The organism is Mycetocola sp. 2940 (assembly GCF_040548835.1).
Classification (GTDB): domain Bacteria; phylum Actinomycetota; class Actinomycetes; order Actinomycetales; family Microbacteriaceae; genus Mycetocola_A.
The window spans coordinates 383,770-403,062 of record NZ_JBEPSK010000002.1 but is presented as its reverse complement, the minus strand read 5'-3'; the positions used below and the strand labels follow the sequence as shown (position 1 = coordinate 403,062).

Annotated in this window: 17 protein-coding genes; 9 read left to right on the top strand and 8 right to left on the bottom strand. The window is 67.8% G+C overall.

Annotated features, from left to right (window positions below; genetic code table 11):
- Positions 1-28 precede the first annotated feature (28 nt).
- From ABIE24_RS04320 to ABIE24_RS04310, 3 genes are all read left to right on the top strand, one after another.
- Positions 29-1,318 carry a hypothetical protein gene (locus ABIE24_RS04320; protein ID WP_354497167.1) on the top strand — a complete coding sequence of 430 codons (1,290 nt, stop codon included), beginning with the start codon at positions 29-31 and terminating at the stop codon, positions 1,316-1,318.
- Complete coding sequence (locus tag ABIE24_RS04315; protein ID WP_354497166.1) at positions 1,308-2,744, top strand: tyrosine-protein kinase domain-containing protein; 1,437 nt, start codon at positions 1,308-1,310, stop codon at positions 2,742-2,744. Before ABIE24_RS04320 ends, ABIE24_RS04315 begins: the two co-directional genes overlap by 11 nt.
- 100 nt (positions 2,745-2,844) lie before the next feature.
- A complete protein-coding gene (locus tag ABIE24_RS04310) occupies positions 2,845-3,303 on the top strand; it encodes an FAD synthase family protein (protein ID WP_354497164.1) in 459 nt (152 codons plus the stop codon).
- A gap of 64 nt (positions 3,304-3,367) precedes the next feature.
- Here ABIE24_RS04310 and ypfJ read toward each other — a convergent pair whose 3' ends face one another.
- Together ypfJ and pip are read right to left on the bottom strand one after the other, a co-directional pair.
- Positions 3,368-4,252 (bottom strand): KPN_02809 family neutral zinc metallopeptidase, encoded by an 885-nt coding sequence (ypfJ, locus tag ABIE24_RS04305; RefSeq protein WP_354497162.1) that lies wholly within the window; start codon positions 4,250-4,252, stop codon positions 3,368-3,370.
- A gap of 62 nt (positions 4,253-4,314) precedes the next feature.
- Complete coding sequence (gene pip / locus ABIE24_RS04300) at positions 4,315-5,271, bottom strand: prolyl aminopeptidase (protein WP_354497160.1); 957 nt, start codon at positions 5,269-5,271, stop codon at positions 4,315-4,317.
- Between the two features lie 93 nt (positions 5,272-5,364).
- Between pip and ABIE24_RS04295 the strand changes: the two genes are divergently transcribed.
- Genes ABIE24_RS04295 through ABIE24_RS04285 form a run of 3 tightly spaced genes read left to right on the top strand, consistent with a single transcriptional unit; the run spans position 5,365 to position 8,087 of the window.
- On the top strand, positions 5,365-6,351 hold the full coding sequence (locus tag ABIE24_RS04295; RefSeq protein WP_354497158.1) for a malate dehydrogenase: 987 nt from the start codon (positions 5,365-5,367) through the stop codon (positions 6,349-6,351).
- A 33-nt stretch (positions 6,352-6,384) separates the two neighbouring features.
- Positions 6,385-7,389 (top strand): aldo/keto reductase family protein, encoded by a 1,005-nt coding sequence (locus ABIE24_RS04290; protein ID WP_354497156.1) that lies wholly within the window; start codon positions 6,385-6,387, stop codon positions 7,387-7,389.
- A 32-nt stretch (positions 7,390-7,421) separates the two neighbouring features.
- Complete coding sequence (locus tag ABIE24_RS04285; RefSeq protein ID WP_354497154.1) at positions 7,422-8,087, top strand: SDR family oxidoreductase; 666 nt, start codon at positions 7,422-7,424, stop codon at positions 8,085-8,087.
- 443 nt (positions 8,088-8,530) lie between these two features.
- Here the strand turns inward: ABIE24_RS04285 and ABIE24_RS04280 are convergent, their stop codons facing one another.
- Complete coding sequence (locus ABIE24_RS04280; RefSeq protein ID WP_354497152.1) at positions 8,531-9,301, bottom strand: TetR/AcrR family transcriptional regulator C-terminal domain-containing protein; 771 nt, start codon at positions 9,299-9,301, stop codon at positions 8,531-8,533.
- A gap of 79 nt (positions 9,302-9,380) precedes the next feature.
- Here ABIE24_RS04280 and ABIE24_RS04275 point away from each other — a divergent pair, with 79 nt between their 5' ends.
- Together ABIE24_RS04275 and ABIE24_RS04270 are read left to right on the top strand one after the other, a co-directional pair.
- Positions 9,381-10,325, top strand: coding sequence for an ATP-binding cassette domain-containing protein (locus tag ABIE24_RS04275; protein WP_354497150.1), 945 nt, complete (start codon positions 9,381-9,383; stop codon positions 10,323-10,325).
- A complete protein-coding gene (locus tag ABIE24_RS04270) occupies positions 10,322-11,125 on the top strand; it encodes an ABC transporter permease (RefSeq protein ID WP_354497148.1) in 804 nt (267 codons plus the stop codon). Before ABIE24_RS04275 ends, ABIE24_RS04270 begins: the two co-directional genes overlap by 4 nt.
- A 316-nt stretch (positions 11,126-11,441) precedes the next feature.
- Here ABIE24_RS04270 and ABIE24_RS04265 read toward each other — a convergent pair whose 3' ends face one another.
- From ABIE24_RS04265 to ABIE24_RS04245, 5 genes are all read right to left on the bottom strand, one after another.
- The gene (locus ABIE24_RS04265) at positions 11,442-13,556 is read right to left on the bottom strand and encodes an acyl-CoA dehydrogenase family protein (protein WP_354497146.1); all 2,115 of its coding nucleotides are present in this window, start codon (positions 13,554-13,556) and stop codon (positions 11,442-11,444) included.
- Positions 13,557-14,012: 456 nt separating this feature from the next.
- Positions 14,013-15,872, bottom strand: coding sequence for a DNA helicase RecQ (recQ, locus tag ABIE24_RS04260; protein WP_354497144.1), 1,860 nt, complete (start codon positions 15,870-15,872; stop codon positions 14,013-14,015).
- Between the two features lie 148 nt (positions 15,873-16,020).
- On the bottom strand, positions 16,021-16,749 hold the full coding sequence (locus ABIE24_RS04255; protein ID WP_354497143.1) for a copper resistance CopC family protein: 729 nt from the start codon (positions 16,747-16,749) through the stop codon (positions 16,021-16,023).
- Positions 16,746-17,534, bottom strand: a complete 789-nt coding sequence (locus tag ABIE24_RS04250) for a YcnI family protein (protein WP_354497141.1) — start codon at positions 17,532-17,534, stop codon at positions 16,746-16,748. The genes ABIE24_RS04255 and ABIE24_RS04250 overlap by 4 nt, the downstream gene beginning before the upstream one ends.
- Positions 17,535-17,616: 82 nt before the next feature.
- Positions 17,617-18,216 carry a hypothetical protein gene (locus ABIE24_RS04245; RefSeq protein ID WP_354497139.1) on the bottom strand — a complete coding sequence of 200 codons (600 nt, stop codon included), beginning with the start codon at positions 18,214-18,216 and terminating at the stop codon, positions 17,617-17,619.
- A 77-nt stretch (positions 18,217-18,293) separates the two neighbouring features.
- Here ABIE24_RS04245 and ABIE24_RS04240 point away from each other — a divergent pair, with 77 nt between their 5' ends.
- On the top strand, positions 18,294-19,226 hold the full coding sequence (locus ABIE24_RS04240) for an EamA family transporter (protein WP_354497137.1): 933 nt from the start codon (positions 18,294-18,296) through the stop codon (positions 19,224-19,226).
- Positions 19,227-19,293: the final 67 nt, after the last annotated feature.

Here is a 19,293-nt window from a genome sequence, read left to right as displayed (position 1 = left end):
GATGGCGTCAACGTGAAAGGAGGGCGGGTTGGAGCTCACCCTGATGAACGCGATCCTCGCAGTTCTTGCCGTGTGCGGCATGGTCGGAGCGGTGCTTCTTTTTCGCGCCTACCCGCGAATCGTGATCGTCGTGTGGGCCGCCACTCTCTTCCTCGTACCGATCTGGGTCGGTGTCCAGGCCGGTATCTACTTCTCTGCCCTGGTTCTGGTGACCGTCCTGGCGATCGCCTCCGCTTCGCTGCACGGCTTGCGGTGGACGGTGGTCGACACCCTCGTGGTTACCTTCGTTCTCCTCCTTCTGATGGCGACGGCGATCGGCGGTTCGACCGGTGGCCACCTGCTCATCGTCCTCATCGACTGGATGATCCCGTACGCGTGGGGACGCGTCGTGCTCTCACGGGTCGACATTCACTGGGTTCACGGCGTCCTGGCCGGCGGAGCGGTCCTGATCTCGGTTCTGGCGCTCGCCGAATTCGTGGTCGGCACCAACGTGTTCGTCGCGATCGACACAGCCAACCCGCAGTATCTGACCTGGGGTGAGCTCCAGCCGCGCGGAGGAGTGATGCGGGTGGAGGCATCCTTCGGCCATTCGATTGCGCTCGGCTCGTCGCTGGCCATCGCGTCCGGGTTTGTTGCGGTGGCGAGATGGCCGATGTGGCTCAGGCTCCTCAGCCTGGTCGTCGTTCTCGCCGCGGCGGGGGTGACCTTCAGCCGGATCGGAATCGTGGGCGTGTTCCTCACGCTCCTGCTTGCGGCTGCGTTCCTCGGAGCGTGGATGCCGCGGGCCTTCCGCATCGCCCTCGTGGTACTGCTTGCCGCGATCGCGGCGATCGGCCTCCCGTTCATCTGGAACGTCTTCGAGCAGGCGGGCGAGGAGGCAGCGGGGAGCGCCGAGTACCGCGGCAACCTGGTCGCGCTCCTCGGCGACTCGTCGGTGCTCGGCATCACTCCGAGCTGGACGGTGCTCCCGACCGGCGAGACCTACTACGGTTCGTTCCAATCGATCGACAACGCGCTGATCCTCACCGCGCTCCGGTTCGGTCTGCTGCCGCTCGGCGTACTCATCGCCATCGTCGTCGTGGGTCTCGTGACCATCCTGCGAGGACGAGGAACCCCGGCTTCGATAGCGCTTGTGGCGCAGACGCCTGCGCTGGTGTCTGTCGCCCTCATTACGCAGTACGCCGATTTTCTCTGGTTTACGGTTGGACTTGCCGTCGCGTCGTATACCCTCATCAGCAAGAAGGAGCCGATCGAACCGCACGGCGGGTATCTCGATCAGCCGGCATTGGAGCTGGGAGGAGCCGGACGTGACCGCTGAGACACAGGCCGCGACGACGCGACGAGTTGTCGTCAGCGTCCTCAAACGCTGGTACATCGTCGCCCTGGCGGGGCTTCTCGGTGCGGTGCTCGCTTTCACGGCCTCGGCACTGACAGCGCCGGTCTACCACTCGTCATCGACACTGTTCTTCGCGCTCCAGTCGGGCAATAGCGGATCGGACATCAACCAGGGGTCCACCTACACCCAGAATCAGATGCTGTCGTTCGCACGACTCGGGATGTCCTCCATCGTGCTCGGCGACGTCATCGAGCAGCTGAACCTGGACATGAGTGAAGCCGAACTGCGTCATTCAATGGACATCACGATCCCCCAGAACACCGTCGTCCTCGATGTGCGAGTCGGCTCGACCGACAAGGAGCAGGCCGCGGACATCGCCAACGGCGTGGCTCAGCGGCTGGCGATCGTCGTCAGCGAGATCGCGCCGGCAGACGTGCAGGGCAACCCCACGGTTGTCGCGGAAGTCATCGAGCCCGCCGCACCGGCCGAATTCCAGACAACCCCGAACAAACAGCGTGACACGCTCGTCGGCGCGCTCGCCGGCGCTCTGCTCGCGATCCTGACGATCGCACTCGTGACGGTTCTCGACACGCGGGTACGGTCCGAGACCACCCTGGCGACAGTGACGAACCGTCCCCTGCTCGGCGCCATCAGCACCTACGTGGCGAAGAGCGACACTCGCCCGATCTCGCTCCGCTCGCCGAACAGTGTGCAGGCCGAGCAGTTCCGGAGAATCCGGTCAAGTCTTCGTTTCGCCTCAGCAAGCCACGACTTCACCTGCGTCGCCGTCACATCGTCGATTTCGGGCGAAGGCAAATCCACCGTCTCGACGAACCTGGCCGTGACGCTGGCGGAGACCGGGGCCCGTGTTCTGCTGATCGACGCGGACCTTCGCCGGCCGACCATCGCGACCCTCCTCGGCCTCGAACCGACCGTGGGCCTGACGACGATCCTTGTGGACAAGGTCGCGGCCGGAGACGTCGTCCATCGTTGGGGGCGGACAAGCCTCGATGTGCTCGCAGCCGGCGAGGTTCCACCGAACCCGGCGGAGCTCCTGGCGTCCACTCGGATGAAGGATCTTCTCGCGACGCTGTCTGAGCGGTACGACTTCATCATCGTCGACACCGCGCCGGTTCTCTCTGTTGCGGATGCGACGGTCATCGCCCAGCAGGCGGATGCGACGATCCTCGTTGTCGATGCGAGTGCGGTTCGGCGGGCACAGGTGAGCCAGTCGATCAACGCGCTCGAACTGGCCGGCGCCTACGTGTCCGGTGTCGTGCTCAATCGCATCCCTGCCCCCAAACACCAGGACCCGTACTTCACCGAGGACGACGAGGTCCCGAGCCCGAAGACGACGAGACGGGACACTCCCGCGTCACGTCGCACCCGGCTTCCCACCCGGACCTGACACCCCCACTTCGCGGGCGATTCCGGATTCGCGCCCTCGTTCTCGGCTAACCTTTTCTGAGGAATCCTCACACACGTGAGGAGCGGCGGATGGGGTGGACATGACGAGGATCGGATATGCGGCCGGTGCCTTCGATCTCTTCCACGTCGGCCACCTGAACATCCTCAAGCACGCCAAGAGCGAGTGCGACTTCCTCATCGCGGGCGTCGTCAGTGACGAGCTCCTCCTCCAGCGCAAGAACAGCGCCCCGGTGATCCCACTGAATGAACGCATGGAGATCGTCGGGAACATCCGCTTCGTGGACCGGGTCGTCGCCGAGACGCTGCCGACGAAGCTGGACATGTGGAGGGAACTCAGGTTCAACGTCTTCTTCAAGGGCGACGACTGGCGCGGCACGACCGAGGGCGTCCGCCTCGAACGACAATTCGCTGAGGTGGGTGTCGACGTCGTGTACTTTCCGTACACGATGACGACCTCGAGCACGGGCCTCCGCCGCGCACTCGATCTGCTGGAAGCGCGAAGCGACCGCGGCGGGCTTCCGGCCTCACTGCAGGCGTAGAGACAGTCCTTCGCCCACGGCGATGAGCGCCTCACGCTCGGTCAGCATTGCCGGGCAGCAGCGCCTACAGCTGCGAGCCGTCCACGGCGAAGGTGTCGCAGGCTCCCGCACCGTTCTCGTACCCGGTGGTGAACCAGCGCTGGCGCTGCTCGCTCGAGCCGTGCGTCCAGGCCTCTGAGTTGACCTCCTGGCCTGAGCCCTGCTGGATCCGGTCGTCGCCGACGGCGGCTGCCGCGTCGAGGGCATCCGTCACCTGCGCCTGGGTCGGGGGCTCGAGGAAGTTGGTACCGCTCGCATCGTCGGTTTCGGACGCGCCGGCGACCCACGCACCGGCGAAACAGTCGGCCTGGAGTTCGATGCGGACCGAGCCGGAATCCGGGCCGGTGCCGGTGCGGTCGGCGGAGTCCATGATGCCGGAGATGTTCTGGATGTGGTGGCCCCACTCGTGTGCGGCGATGTACATCTGCGCCAGGGTTCCACCGGTCGTGTCGAACGGCGGCTGGCGAAGCTGGTTGAAGAAGGTGGTGTCGATGTAGATCGTCTGGTCTGGCGGGCAGTAGAACGGCCCGGTCGCGCTGGAGGCCGCGCCACATCCGGTCGTCGTCGACTGGTCGAAGAGAATGAACTGCGGCGTGACGTAGGCGTTGCTCGCGACGGACGGGTACGCGTCCACCCAGAAGTCCTCGATCGACGCGCTCGCACCCTGCATCAGGCAGGTCACATTTTCGTTGGCGTCCTCGCCGGTCTGGCACTCGGTGATGGCCGTATCGGGGCCTGCTGCGCCCTGCTCGCCGCCGCCGATCAGCCCGCCGATGTCGACACCGGTCAGCTGGGAGACGACGAAGACGACGATCACGCCGACGATGCCCACGCCGCCGCCGACGGCAACGCCGCGGCCACGTCGCTTGACGTTGCCACCGGAGATATCTGAATCGGGATTGAAGGTCACGATGCCAACTTATCCCCCGGGTTCTCCACGGGCCACCACATTGCGCCGACGTCGTTCGAGGACTATGAGGCGAAGCGGTCTGTGGCCTCGACCAGGGCGTCGAGGATGCCCGGTTCGTCGAAGGCGTGGCCGGCGTCCGGGATCATCTTCAGTTCCGCGTGCGGCATCGCGTCGGCGAGGGCCCACGCCGTCATCGGCGGGGTGCAGATGTCGTATCGGCCCTGCACGATCACCGTGGGGATGCCGGCGAGCCGAACGGCATCCCGGATCAGCTGGCCGTCGTCCCACCATCCGCCGTTCATGAAGAAGTGGTTCTCGATGCGTGCGAAAGCCACGGCGTAAGCCGGTTCGGTGAACTGGGCGATCACGTCCGCTCGAGGAAGCAGGGTGATCGTCGAGGATTCCCACCGTGACCACGCGACGGCTGCCGGGCCGTGGATGGCCGGGTCCGGATCGTTGAGCAGGGTCGCATAGGCGCGGATGAGGTGCCCTCGCTCCCCGACCGGGACCGGGGCGAGGAATTCCTCCCACAGATCGGGAAACAGGGCGGCGGCGCCTCCCTCGTAGAACCAGTCGAGTTCGACCTGCCGGAGCGTGAAGATGCCGCGGAGGACGAGCTCGCGGACGCGGTCCGGGTGGGTCTCGGCATAGGCGAGCGCGAGCGCGCTCCCCCAGGAACCGCCGAAAACCTGCCAGCTGCCGATGTCGAGGTGTTCGCGCAGCTTCTCGATGTCGGCAACGAGGTGCGAGCTGGTGTTCGCCGAGAGGTCGGCCTCCGGTGCGCTCGCGTGGGGCGTGCTCCTGCCGCAGCCGCGCTGGTCGAACAGCACGATCCGGTACCGTGCCGGGTCGAAGAGGCGGCGGTGGTCGGCGCTGGACCCGCCGCCGGGGCCCCCGTGCAGGAACACGACAGGCTTGCCGTCGGGGTTTCCGCAGGTCTCCCAATAGACGGCCTGGCCGTCGCCGACCTCGAGGAGCCCGGAGTCGTACGGTTCGATCTCGGGGTACAGGGTACGCATCCTCCGACGGTACCCCTCCCCCGTGCGTCCTGTCCCGTTTCGTCCCGGCGACCTCGCGCGTAGGCTGTGCGCATTGAGACCAAGGGAGCTCCCATGACTGCGACCACTCTGGCGACGGTGACGCTGACCGGTGCCGGCGGGCAGATCGGCTACGCCCTGCTGTTCCGCATCGCTTCCGGGCAGTTGCTCGGGCCGGACACCCGGATCCGGCTGAACCTCCTCGAGATCCCGGCAGGGCTGGCCTCCGCCGAAGGCGCAGCGCTCGAACTGCAGGATGCCGCGTTCCCGCTCCTCGATGCCGTCACCGTCACCGACAGTGCGGCGACCGCGTTCGACGGCGCCAACGTTGCGCTGCTCGTCGGCTCGCGGCCGCGCGGCCCCGGCATGGAACGGGCCGACCTGCTGGCGGCGAACGGGGCCATTTTCGGGCCGCAGGGCGCCGCGCTCAACGCCGGCGCGGCATCCGACATCCGGGTCGTCGTCGTGGGGAACCCGGCCAACACGAACGCCCTGATCGCGTCGGCGCACGCGCCGGACATCCCGGCCGAACGGTTCACCGCGCTGACGCGGCTCGACCACAACCGGGCGGTCGGGTTACTCGCCGAGAAGCTCGGACTGGGCGCAGGCGAGATCGACGGGGTCACGATCTGGGGCAACCACTCGGCCACCCAGTATCCGGACCTGTCACAGGCCACCGCCGCGGGGCGGCCGGTCCGTGAACTCGTCGAGGAAGCCTGGGTTCGCGAGGAGTTCATCCCCCGGGTGGCCAACCGTGGCGCTGAGATCATCGAGGTCCGGGGCTCGAGCTCGGTCGGGTCGGCGGCAAGCGCCACGCTCGACCACATGCACGACTGGGTGAACGGGCATCGCGGTCGCTGGACGAGCGTCGCCCTGCCGTCGGACGGCAGCTACGGGGTACAGGAAGGCCTGATCTCGTCGTTCCCCGCCGAGAGCGTCGACGGTGCGTGGCGAATCGTGCCGGGGCTCGACATCGACCCGTTCTCCCGCGAGCGCATCGACGCGTCGGTCGCGGAACTTGCCACAGAACGCGAGCAGGTGCAAGCGCTGGGGCTGCTTTAGCAGCCGAGGCGGGTTCGGGCATAGCGTGGCGGCATGGACTATCGCTACCTCGGAAACTCCGGCCTCAAGATCACCGAAATCACCTACGGCAACTGGCTCACCCACGGCTCGCAGGTCGAGAACGACGCGGCGCGAGCCTGCGTCGCCGCCGCCCTGGAGAGCGGGATCACGAGCTTCGACACGGCGGACGCGTATGCGAACACCGCTGCTGAGACCGTTCTCGGGGAGGCACTCGCGTCGGAGCGGCGCGAGTCCCTGGAAATCTTCACGAAGGTGTACTGGCCGACAGGGCCGAAGGGCGCCAACGATTCCGGACTCAGCCGGAAGCACATCCTCGAGTCGATCAACGGCTCACTGGCGCGGCTCGGCACCGATTACGTCGACCTCTACCAGGCACACCGGTTCGACGCTGAAACCCCGCTCGAAGAGACGATGCAGGCGTTCGCCGACGTCGTCCGGCAGGGGAAGGCGCTGTACATCGGTGTCTCCGAGTGGGACGCCGACCAGCTCCGCCGCGGCAGCGCACTCGCGAAGGACCTCGGCATCTCGCTGATCTCGAACCAGCCGCAGTACTCGATGCTCTGGCGGGTGATCGAGGAGGAGGTCGTTCCGGCATCCCGCGAGCTCGGCATCTCACAGATCGTATGGTCACCGGTCGCCCAGGGGATCCTCACCGGCAAGTACAAGCCGGGGCAGCCGCTGCCCGAGGGAAGCCGCGCCACCGATGAGAAGGGCGGGGCGGATGCCGTTTCGCGCTTCCTCCGGGACGACGTGCTCACCGCCGTGCAGAACCTCCAGCCAATTGCGGATGAGCAGGAACTCACCCTGGCCCAGCTCGCGATCGCGTGGGTGCTCGCGAACGACAACGTGGCATCCGCCATCATCGGCGCCTCACGGCCCGAGCAGGTCCGCGACAACGTGAAGGCGGCCGGTGTGAAACTGTCGCCAGACACTCTCGCGCGCGTCGACGAGGTGCTCGGGAGCATCCCGGAGACCGACCCGCGCAAGACGGTGTCGCCCGAGGACCGCCCGTCCTGACTGGACGCTGACCCCGAACGAAAGGCCGACACATGAGTCGAATAGTTCTCATCGGAGGGCACGGCAAAATCAGCCGCCTGCTCACGTCCCTGCTGGTTTCGAACGGAGACGAGGTTGTCAGCGTCTTCCGGAATCCTGCCCACTCGAGCGACATCGAAGCGCTCGGGGCGGAAGCCTTTGTGTGCGACGTCGAACCGGCATCCGTCGCTGACCTGGTGCCCGCGATGGCCGGTGCGGACGCAGTCGTGTTCGCCGCAGGCGCCGGCCCCGGGTCTGGTGCGGCCCGCAAGTACACCGTCGACTATGAGGCGTCGCTCAAATCAGCGGAGGCAGCGCAGCAGGCCGGTGTGTCCCGGTTCGTGCAGGTCTCGGCGATCGGCGTCGACGAAGGCCCGGACCCGCGAGCCGATGAGGTGTGGGCGGCGTACATCGAAGCAAAACGCGACGCGGATGCCGCTTTGCGGCGGAGCGGGCTGGACTGGACGATCCTGCGGCCAGGTGCACTGACCGACGACGAGCCGACCGGGATGGTGGAGCTGGCGGAGCACACGGAGCGGGCGTCCATCCCCCGGGCGGATGTCGCGGCCGTGATCGCCGCTGTGCTCACGTTCCCGGAGACCGCCGGGCACTCGTGGGACCTCATCTCGGGCGAGACGCCCATCCCCGCCGCCGTCGCCGCGGCCGTCGCGGCGGGCTGAGCCCGGCTCGCCGGTCGGGCCCACAGGGTCACTCCCACCGTCGATCGGGCCCACAGGGCCACTCCCACCGTCGAGGGGGCCCACAGGGTCGTTCACATCCACGCGAACGACCCTTGTGGACCAACCGAATCGCCACGAAACGCGCTCTGCTCCGCAGGCGAACAACATCTCGCGGCGAATCGGCCGCCGCGCCAGCAGTTTGTGGTGACTCGACTGCCGCGCCGGTAGGGCCTGAAGGGTCACTCCCACCGTCGATCGGGGCCCACAGGGTCGTTCACATCCACGCGAACGAACCTTGTGGACCAACCGAATCGCCACGAAACGCGCTCTGCTCCGCAGGCGAACAACATCTCGCGGCGAATCGGCCGCCGCGCCAGCAGTTTGTGGTGATTCGATCGGCCGCCGCAGGAGCAGCTTGTGGTGATTCGACCGGCCGCCGATCGCTACTGTTGCGCGCGAACGAACGCGACGACGCCGTCGATCACCCGGGCAAGACCGAACTCGAAGGCCAGCTGCGGGTTGCTCGCGGCGTTGTAGGCCTCCCCTGAGGCCTGGCCGACGCGCCCGGCGAGCGGGTAGTTGGCGCCGCTCATGACCCGCTCGAGCAGAGGCGCGTTGATTTCCCACCACTCGGCGTCGCTCATTCCGGAGCGTTGCTGCGTACGCTCCATGTCCCTCGCCGAGCGCGCGGCGCTCGAGACGAAGCCCGCGAGCAGCGTCACAATCTGGTCCATCTCGATGTCGCTGACCCCGATGCCCTCGACCGCCGAGAGTTCCCACTCGTAACGATCGGCGAGGTTCGGCCCGAGCCAGGGGCGCGACGTATCGACCTGAAGCAGCCACGGATGCCGCCGGTACTCGTCCCAGAGGTGGCGGGCAACGGCATCCAGCCGGGCAGCGAGGTCCCCGTCGAGTGGGGGGTGGGGACGCTCCCCCATGACCTGGTCGACCATGAGACCGATCAGTTCGTCGCGGCCGGGAACGTAGGTGTACACCGACATGACGCCGAGTCCGAGCCGCTCGGCGACCTTGCGCATCGAGAACGTGTCGAGACCCTCGTCGTCGGCAAGGGCGATGCCGCTCCCGATGACCGCGTCGACCGTTGTCTTCTGCTTCGGCCCGCGAGCGGAGCCGGAACCCGCCTCCACGACCCGATGGCGCCAGAGCAGCGCGAGGGTTCGGTCTTCGGTGCCGGCAGTTCCGTCTGTGGCCATGGCACTAGTGTACGTACTCCGTATGGTGTACGCTCGCACATATTTGTAACTCCGTACAATGTACGACGATGGGAGTATCGTGCCCTCACACCTGTCCCTGTCTGCGGTCGGGCTGCGCAAACGCTACGGCGACGTCGCTGCGCTCGACGACTTCAACCTCGCCGTCCCCGCCGGCACCATCCACGGGCTGCTTGGCCCGAACGGCGCAGGAAAGAGTACCGCCGTCCGCGCCTTCACCACCCTGATCGACCTTGATGCCGGGTCGGCGTCGGTCGCCGGATACGACGTCAAGGCCGAGCCCGGCCTCGTACGCCGGAGCATCGGACTCGTCGGCCAGTCGCCGGCTGTCGACGAGATCCTCGGAGGACGGCAGAATCTCGTTCTGTTCGGGCGGCTCTTCGGCCTCAACTCGAAGGCGGCGCGGGCCCGCGCCGACGAGTTGCTCGCCCGATTTGACCTCACCGACGCAGCCGAGCGCCCGGTCTCGGGATATTCAGGCGGCATGCGCCGCCGGCTCGACATCGCGGCCGGGCTGATCCTGACGCCCGCCGTGCTGTTCCTCGACGAGCCGACGACCGGACTCGACCCGCGCGGCCGCAACGAAGTCTGGAACGCCATCCGGCTGATCGCCGAATCGGGCACCACGGTGCTCCTCACCACCCAGTACCTCGACGAGGCCGACCAGCTCGCCGACACCATCTCGGTGATGAACGCCGGCCGGGTGATCTCGACCGGCACCCCCGACGAACTCAAGAAACGCCACGGCGCCGACCGCATCGTCGTGACGGTGACGGATGCCGGCCAGCTCGACCGCGCCGCGGCATCCGTTCGCTCGATGTCAGAACCGGTGATCGACCCTCTGGCGCGAACGGTGACCGTGGAGTCGCCGTCCGGAACCGCCGGCATCCTCTCGGTCGTTCGGATCCTGGATGCCGCCGGCATCGATCCCGAGGACCTCGCGCTCCGCCGCCCCACCCTCGATGAGGTCTTCCTGGTCCTCACCGCGAAGGAGAGCACCCGATGACCGCCACGACTGCCGCACCGTTCTCAGCTCTGCGGAACGCCTGGATCCTCACCCAGCGCGAACTCCTGCACTGGGTGAGACAGCCGGCGCTCCCCATTTTCGGACTGTTGTTCTCGATCATGCTGCTGCTCATGTTCGCGTTCCTCTTCGGCGGGGCCATCGCGGTGCCTGGCGGCGGCGATTACATCAACTTCCTGCTGCCCGGGATGCTCACGCTGACGATGCTGTTCGGCCTCGACGGCACACTGCAGGCGATGTCGACGGATGCCGCGAAGGGAATCACCGATCGGTTCCGGTCGATGCCGATCGGCAGCTCAGCGGTGGCGCTCGGCCGCAGCGGCGCCGACATGGCCTCGTCGATCCTCAACCTCGTCGTGCTGATCGTCGGCGGTCTGTTGATCGGCTGGCAGATCACGTCCGACCTCGGGTCGGCGCTACTGGCTGTGTTCCTGCTGCTGTGGTTGCGCTTCTCGCTGCTCTGGATCGGGATCTTCCTCGGACTCATCTTTCGCGGGCCTGGGGCGACCATGGCCGTGCAGGTCCTCATCTGGCCCGTCGGGTTCCTGTCCAACGTCTTCGTGTCGCCCGAGACCATGCCCGGCTGGCTCGGCGCCGTCGCCGCCTGGAACCCGATCTCGGCAACGGCGACGGCCACCCGGCAGCTCTTCGGGAACCCGACGGGGCTCAGCGGCGGCTGGATGGTCGACAGCGCCATCGCCCTGGCCGTGGCCTGGCCTCTCGTTCTCACGCTCGTGTTCCTGCCGCTGTCCGCGCGGGCGTACCGGCGGCTGAAGCGGTAGCCGCGGCATCGATCGGGCCCGAAGCGACCCTTATGGACTACTCGATTTGCCACGACATGCGCCCCGACGCCCAGGCGGAGCGCACAGTGCGGCAACTCGAGCGCCGCAACGACACCTTGCGGCAACTCGAGCCCGCCACGGTCGGGCCCAGAGGGTGACTCCGCCGATCGGTCGGGCCGAAAAAGTGACCCGACCGTGGGCGGGCGACCCTTATGGACCACTCGATTCGCCACGACATGCGCCCCGACGCCCAGGCGGAGCACACAGTGCGGCAACTCGAGCGCCGCAACGACGCCTTGCGGCAACTCGCGCCGGGCTACTTCCTGCTCTTCTTGGGGTGGTTCAGTGCGTCGAACGTCGACTTCGTCGCCTTCTCGTCCACCGGGGCGTTGCCCGATGCCCGCAGGTCAGCCAGGTACGCCGCGGCTTCCTCCTGCCGTTCCGTCTCGATGCCCGAGGCGATCGGCGCCCGGAGGTGGGCCTGCGTGTAACCGAACGCGTCGACGAGGTCGACGGCGTGGGGGCGCAGACGGGCCAGCAGCCGGTCGATGTACGCAGTGACCGACTGGGCACGCTGGCCGGACAACCGCCCATGGATGAGGTACCAGGCGAGGTGCTTCTCGACCAGCCCGAACCCGAACAGGTCCCGCAGCCAGGTCAGGACCTTCTTCGTAGCCGGGTCGGAGATCGTCGAGAGCGCCTCGGTGAACGCCTCCCACTGCAGCAATTCGGCGTGGGCGATCGCCGCTTCGATGAGTTCGTTCTGGTTCTGGTTGAACAGCGCAGCCGCTTCGGCCTTCGAGAGCTTGCTGGCCGCGCGGAGCCGGCCGGCGATGGTGCCGATCATGCTCTCGACACGATCGGTGAGGAGTTCACGTTGTGCCTGCTCGTCCTGGAGCCGTCCGACCGAGCGCGCCGTCGATCCGAAGTCGGCGACGGTCTGGGCGAGGGAGCGCAGCCCGGTGCCGTTCACGACCTTGCCACGGGCCTGTTCGGCGGCGAACCGGGCCAGCGTCGTGGCATCCGCGTCCTTGAACCGCTTGCCGTAGTCGCCGAGCAGCCGCTTGCCGACGAGCTGGAGCAGCACGTTGTTGTCGCCTTCGAAGGTGACGTAGACGTCGAGATCGGCGCGGAGGCTGGTGAGGCGGTTCTCCGCCAGGAATCCGGCGCCGCCGCAGGCTTCGCGCGCCTCCTGCAGAACGTCGAGGGCATGCCAGGTCGACAGGGACTTGAGGGCTGCGGCCAGGGTCTCGAGGTCCTGCCGGTCGTCGTCGGTGTCCCTCTTGCCGCTGAACACGCCGTCGAACTTCACGAGCAGCTCATCGTGCGCGAAGGTCTGCGCGTAGGTCGTGGCCAGCTTCGGCAGCAGCCGGCGCTGGTGGCGCTGGTAGTCGAGGATCACTTCTTCCTGCACGTCACTGGCCGCGTTGAACTGGCGACGCTGGCTGGCGTAGGTGATCGCGATCTGCAGGCCGACAGCGGATGCCAGGACGGCGGCCCCGTCGAGCGACACACGACCCTGGACGAGGGTGCCGAGCATGGTGAAGAAGCGTCGGCCCGGGCTGGCGATCGGCGACGAGTATGTGCCGTCCGCGTCGACATTCCCGTACCGGTTGAGAAGGTTCGAGCGCGGGATGCGGACGTTCGTGAAGTGCAGCCGGCCGTTGTCGATGCCGTTGAGGCCGCCCTTGATGCCGTCGTCCTCGCCCCCGACGCCGGGAAGGAACCCGTCGTCGTCGCGGATCGGCACGTAGAAGCAGTGAACGCCGTGGTTCACGCCGTTCGTGATCAGCTGCGCGAAGACGGCGGCCGCTTTGCCGTGCACGGCGGCGTTGCCGATGTAGTCCTTCCATGCCGCGCGGATCGGCGTGTGGATGACGAACTCCTCCGTCTCGGCGTCGTAGGTCGCCGTCGTGGCGATCGACGCGACATCCGACCCGTGCCCGATCTCGGTCATGGCGAACGCGCCCGGGGTCTCAAGGCTCATGATGCCCGGCAAGAATCGCTCGTGGTGTTCCCGGGTGCCGAGGTGGAGCACGGCCGCGCCGAACAGACCCCACTGCACGCCCGACTTGATCTGGAGCGACGGATCGGCGGTGACGAGTTCCTCGAAACCGGCGATGTTGCCGCCGTGGTCCTCCATGCCGCCGAGCTGCTTCGGGAACGCCCGGTGCACCTGTCCGTTTTCGACGAGCAGTTTGAGCTGGCCGAAGACGGTGTCGCGGTACTCCTCCAGCGACTGTCCTTCGATGCGGTGGAACTCGGGCCTCGCGGTGAGCCGACGTGCCGCCCGACGCTGCTCCGGCCAGGAACCGAGCATTTTCTCGCTGAGTTCTTCGACGTCGATCCGGATTCCGTCAGTGACGTGGTCGCGGTCCTCGTCGAGGATGCCGCCCTCGACCGCGGCGGGAGAGAGGGAAGTGTCAACCATGGGTGTTCCTTTGTCTTTCATCGCTGAAGTACCTGTCCTTCCACGGTACGAGTCAGCGTCAGACCGGCGAAATGCCCCGTCAACGGCCTACAAACTCCCTCGCGGGTGGAGCACACCCGATTGCGGAAACCTACAGACGCAGAGGGCTTTTTACAGCCAGTGTCGACAACGCGGGGAACGCCATCGCTTCGCGCGGGCGGACCGGGGCTCCGCCCGTACCACTGTCGCGGTTAACAGCGTATGGTCGAGGGAACACAGCCGGCACAGCTGGCAGGCCAAAGGAGTACGGATGCCTAGTAAGTCACCTCAGAAGAACTCTGCGAAGAAGGAACCAGCGAAGTCCCTGAAGGAGAAGCGCCTCGACAAGAAGGCGAAGGGCGAGGACAAGGCCCGCAAGGGTTAGACCCTCCAAGACCTGGCGCTGCGCCGACCTGCGGGTCCGCGCAGCGCCTTTCGTTAACCCGCTGCGCTCTCCGTCGCCGTGGCGACCACCCCGAGGAGCGCGTCGCCGTAACTCGCGCGTTTCTTCTCACCGATGCCGCTGATACCGGCGAGGTCGTCGAACGTCCGCGGCCTCTCCGTCGCGATGGCCCGCAGTGTGGCGTCGCCGAAGACGATGTAGGCAGGCACGCCCTGTTCCTTCGCCTCAGCAGCACGCCAGGTGCGCAATGCTTCGAACAGCCCGGCATCCGCCGGGGCGAGATCGGCGACGGCTGCCTTCCGGGCCGCTCCGACCGAGGCCTTGCGCTCGGGCTCGTTGCGCATCGGCACGGTCAGCCCGCCGGACAGGACGTCGGCGCTTTCGTCGGTGAGCCCGAGCGTTCCGTATTCTCCGCGGGTGGCGAGCAGCCGCTTGGCCAGGAGCTGGCGGACCACTCCGCGCCATTGCTGCTCGCTGAGGTCGACCCCGATGCCCCAGGTGGCGAGCGTCTCGTGCGACCACTGCGTGGTGCGCGGCGTGGTCTTGCCGCGAAGGATGTCGATGAGGTGCCCGGCACCGAACTCCTGGTTGCGTTCGCGCTTCAGCCGCACGATCGTCGAGAGGAGCTTCTGGGCGGGGATCGTTCCGTCCCAGACGGCCGGCGGGTCGAGGCAGGTGTCACAGTTTCCGCATGCCTCAGAGGGCTGGCCGAAGTAGCTGAGCAGGTTGCGGCGGCGGCACTCGACCGTTTCGCAGAGCGCGAGCATGGCGTCGAGGTGCGCCGCCATGCGCCTGCGGTGGGCGAGGTCGCCTGGCGAATCGTCGATCATCCGACGCAACTGGACGACGTCCTGGAGCCCGTACGCCAGCCAGGCGACGGATGCGTCTCCGTCACGCCCCGCGCGCCCCGTCTCCTGGTAGTACCCTTCGACGCTCTTGGGCAGGTCAATGTGTGCCACGAACCGGACGTCGGGCTTGTCGATTCCCATCCCGAACGCAATCGTGGCGACGATGACGATGCCGTCTTCCCGGAGGAACCGTGACTGTGTCCTCTGCCGCAGGGAGGCGTCGAGTCCGGCGTGGTACGGCAGCGCGGTGATCCCGTTCGCCTGCAGGTGAGCCGCAGTCTTCTCCACGGTGTTGCGGCTGAGCGCGTAGACGATGCCGGCCTGGCCGGCCCCCTCTTTGCGGATGAACTCGACGAGCTGCTTGCGGGGCTCGTTCTTCGGAACGATCCGGTACTGGATATTCGGCCGGTCGAAGCTGGCGACGAAGTGGCGGGCGTTGTGCAGGTGGAGCCGGTCGGTGATCTCGCGGTGCGTGGCATCCGTCGCTGTGGCGGTCAGGGCGATCCGCGGCACGTCGGGCCAGCGTTCGGCCAGGTCGCCGAGGCTGAGGTAGTCGGGGCGGAAGTCGTGACCCCACTGGGAGACACAGTGGGCCTCGTCAATGGCGAAGAGGGCGATCCGGCCGTTCGCGAGGAATCGCTTGGTGGACTCGGAGCCGAGCCGCTCGGGCGCGACGTAGAGAAGGTCGAGTTCTCCGGCGAGGTACGCGCGTTCGACCCGGTCACGTTCCTCGGGTGACTGGGTCGAGTTGAGGAACGCGGCGCTGACGCCGACGGCGAGGAGGGCGTCGACCTGATCCTGCATGAGGGCGATCAGCGGCGAGATGACAACCCCGGTGCCTTCGCGCACGATCGACGGCACCTGGTAGCAGAGGCTCTTGCCCCCGCCGGTCGGCATGAGCACGACGGCGTCGCCGCCCGCGACGACCTGGTCGACGATGGCCTGCTGTTCGCCCCGGAAGGAGTCGAACCCGAAGACGCGAGAGAGCACGTCGGCCGCGCTGGGACGGACCGGTGCGGTCGGGCTGGGCAGTGGGGCGGTTGTCACCTGACGAACGATAGCCTGCGCCCCTGACAACTGACGAATTGCCAACCGACGAATTGCCCACCAGCGAATTGCCCACCAGCGAATTGCCCACCAGCGAATCGAAAGGTGAGCCGCACGCGCGCTGGCCGTCCGCGCGTGCGGCTGGGGGTCAGGGCGCGACCGGCGGGTCGCCGGGGCCGGATGCCGTGTCGGCACCGTCGGCTGACCGGGTCCGCGACCGCGCGACGAGCAGGATCACGGCGGCCGCGAGAACGAGGACGCCCAGCCCGGCACCGATCCAGAGGATGTCGGCTGCCGCTGTCGACGCCTCGTCCGTGTCGGCGGCAGGTGTGCTGGTTGCTGTCTCGGCCGGTGCGGCCGGTGCGGCCGGTGCGGCGCTCTCATCGGGAGCCGGGGTCTCACCCTCGGCGGGCGCCTCGCCGCAGGTCGGGGGCGCTGAATAGCCTCCGCCCAGTTCCTGTCCGTCGGCCGGCTGCCATGTGAAGGCGATGTCGCTGGCGCCGGGGTCTGCGCTGGTGATGGGGTGCCCGTCTGCCGACACGACCCCCCACGCCACGGTGTATTCGCCAGGCTCGCCGAGCTGCACGGGCATGGTGATGCTGGCCCCGTCGACGGTGGCGCATCCGTCCCCGTAGTAGAGCTGGGCGGCGCCGGGGCCGCGCACCTGCAGGTACGTCCGGCTGCTGTCTAGGCCCAAATCGAGCAGAGCGTCACTCGTCGTGATCACGAACAGGCCCGGCTGCTCGGTCACGACAGATCCCGCAACCGGGGTCGACGAGACAAAGGCGTTGTGGGCCTGGGCGGGAGCGGTTCCGACCAGGGCGGCGAGCGCGATGCCGGCGATGCCGCCGAGGCCGATCAGCGTGCGGAGGTTCATGAGTCCGAGCCCTTCGACGGTGCCGCCACCCGTGCGGCAGGGCGGCGGAAGAACAGGACGAAGAGAATGGCGGCGACTCCGGCGACGAGGCCGGCCAGGCCGAGGCCGCGGGCGACGAGATCGGGTTCCGCCACGGTCGTGCGGCCGGATGCCGCGCTGGCTGAGAGCTCAGCCCCGACAACCGGGGCGGCGTGGTCCACCACGGCCGCGGTCACGTCCACGGCAGGCGCCGGGTGATCGAGGTCATGCGGGTCCTGCCCTTCATCGGCGACCTGGTTCCAGTCGGTTTCGCCGACCTCACAGGTCTGGAGCACCGGGAACGCCAGCGTCGAGCCGTTAGCGTCAGCCGGCAGCGTGAGCTGCAGGGTGACGGTGTCACGGAACCCGTCCTCGAGCGGCGTGTTGGCCGTGTAGACGACCTGCCCGACCCGCTGCACCAGCGAGTTGCCGTGCGCGTCGGTGATCGGCTGGGCCAGATCGACGAGCACCTTTTCCGCGGTCCAGTTCGGGTGCACCGTCGGAGTGACCGAAACGATCTCCTCGGGAATGGTGAAGGTGAGGCCGGTGGTTGCCGAGCCCTCGCAGCCGTGGCCGACGGCGAAGGTGAGCTGAGTGGTCGACCCGGCCGCCGTCGACGACGGGGTCACCCCGACGTGGGCGACAGCGGCCAGGGGTGCGGCGAGAGCGAGGGCCGTGCCGGCGAGAATGCCGGTGAGAACGCCGGCGGCGACGGGACGGGAACGGCCGGCAGGCTGGCGGCCGGCAGAAGAAAGGAACGAAGACATCGGAGTAGTCCTTAAGACAGAGTAAGTACACGGCGGGCCGAAGGCGACCGGGCCGAGGAATGAACAGGTGACCGCAGGGGGTCTAGGCGAACGTCAGTGTGCGTCCGGCAAGCGGCGGGCCGCGCCGGTTCGCCGAGAACGGCAGCAGCGCCGTCGAGACGGCCGACGGCGGCAACCAGGCCGGCACCGGCGCACCGGGCGTGGCGACCGGACGTGCGGCGATCGCGGTGATCAGTGCCAGGAAGGCGAGTCCGAGGGTGGCGCCGATCGCGGAGATCACCCGCTCGCCGTGCAGCAGGGAGACGACGGTGACCACGGCGGCCGCAGCGTGGCCCAGCCACATGCCGACGTCGGTCGACGCGTGCGCATGCGTCACGGCATCCGTGGTCAACGAGATCATGCCGTGGTGAGCTGCCTGGGTTGCCGTGCCCGTCGTCACCGGAAGCGCGGCGAAGAGTGCGTGGAACGCGGCCTGGCTGACGACGACGGCGAGCGTCAGCCGCAGCGGGCTCGACCGGCCGGCCAGAGCGACGCAGAACGTGAGAGCGAGAACGGATGCCACGGCGAGCGCCAGCACACTCGGGGCTTCTCCGGAGGCGACGCCGTGCGAAAACGCGGCCGCGAAGGTCGCCACGGCCGCGGCGAGGACACCGCGTACCACCCGTGTTCGTCGTGCCTGCATGTCGTTCTCCTGTCGCTTCCACTGTACTTCGGAGCGGACGCCCAGCCGGATCGGTGGCCGACGATACGCTGATCCCCATGCTCACCGTTCTCATCGGACTCACCGGCGCGCTCATTTTCGGGGCGGCCGACTTTCTCGGCGGGCTGGCGTCGAAGCGCATCAGTCCGATCCGGGTCACCGCTGTCGCGGCCGCAGCTGGACTTGTAGGACTGCTGCTCGTGCTCGCCCTCGGATTCGGGGCCTGGTCGGCGGAGGCTGTGTTCTGGGGCGCGCTGTCGGGCGTCACCGGTGCCCTCGCCATCTCGCTGCTGTACGCGTGCCTCGCCATCGGGCCGATGAGCATCCTCTCGCCGCTCACCGCTGTCGTCTCCGCGATCGTCCCGATGACCTGGGGCCTTCTCAGCGGGGAACGCCTCGGCGTGGTCGGCTCCCTGGCGCTCGGGCTCGCCCTCATCGCCGTCATCCTCGTCGGATTCGTTCCGGAGAAGGGAGCGGTGCGGCCAAACCTCAGGGGAATCCTCATGGCGATCGGCTCCGGGGCGATGATCGGCGGGTTCATGATCCTCATTGACCAGACACCAGACGACTCCGGGCTGGTGCCCCTCGTGATGAACCGCACGGTCAACGCCACGCTGATGTTCACGACCGTCGGGGTGCTGTGGCTTCTCGGCCGCCGGGCCGCGCGAACGCGCGTGCCTGAGACGATCCACGAGGATGCGGCGGAGGTTCTGCACCAGGCCACCGCGCACGGTTCCGCGCCGATCAGCACCGGGTGGAAGCCGGGGCTCGCCCTCGCGGTCGCCTGCGGCGTCGTCGACGCCCTCGCGAACGCTCTCCTGCTGATCGGAATCCGCCTCGGCGACCTCAGCGTGATGAGCGTCCTGACGGCGATGTACCCGGCAGGCACCATCCTCCTCGCCGCCATCGTGCTGCGGGAACGGATCGCCCCGGTGCAGTGGGTCGGACTGGCCCTCGCCCTCGTCGCCGCGGGGATGCTCGCCCTCGCATAAATCCATGCATGCGAATAAAATGAGCCGGAGAGAGGTTGAGGAGAAGACTCACCGAAAAGCGGGACGG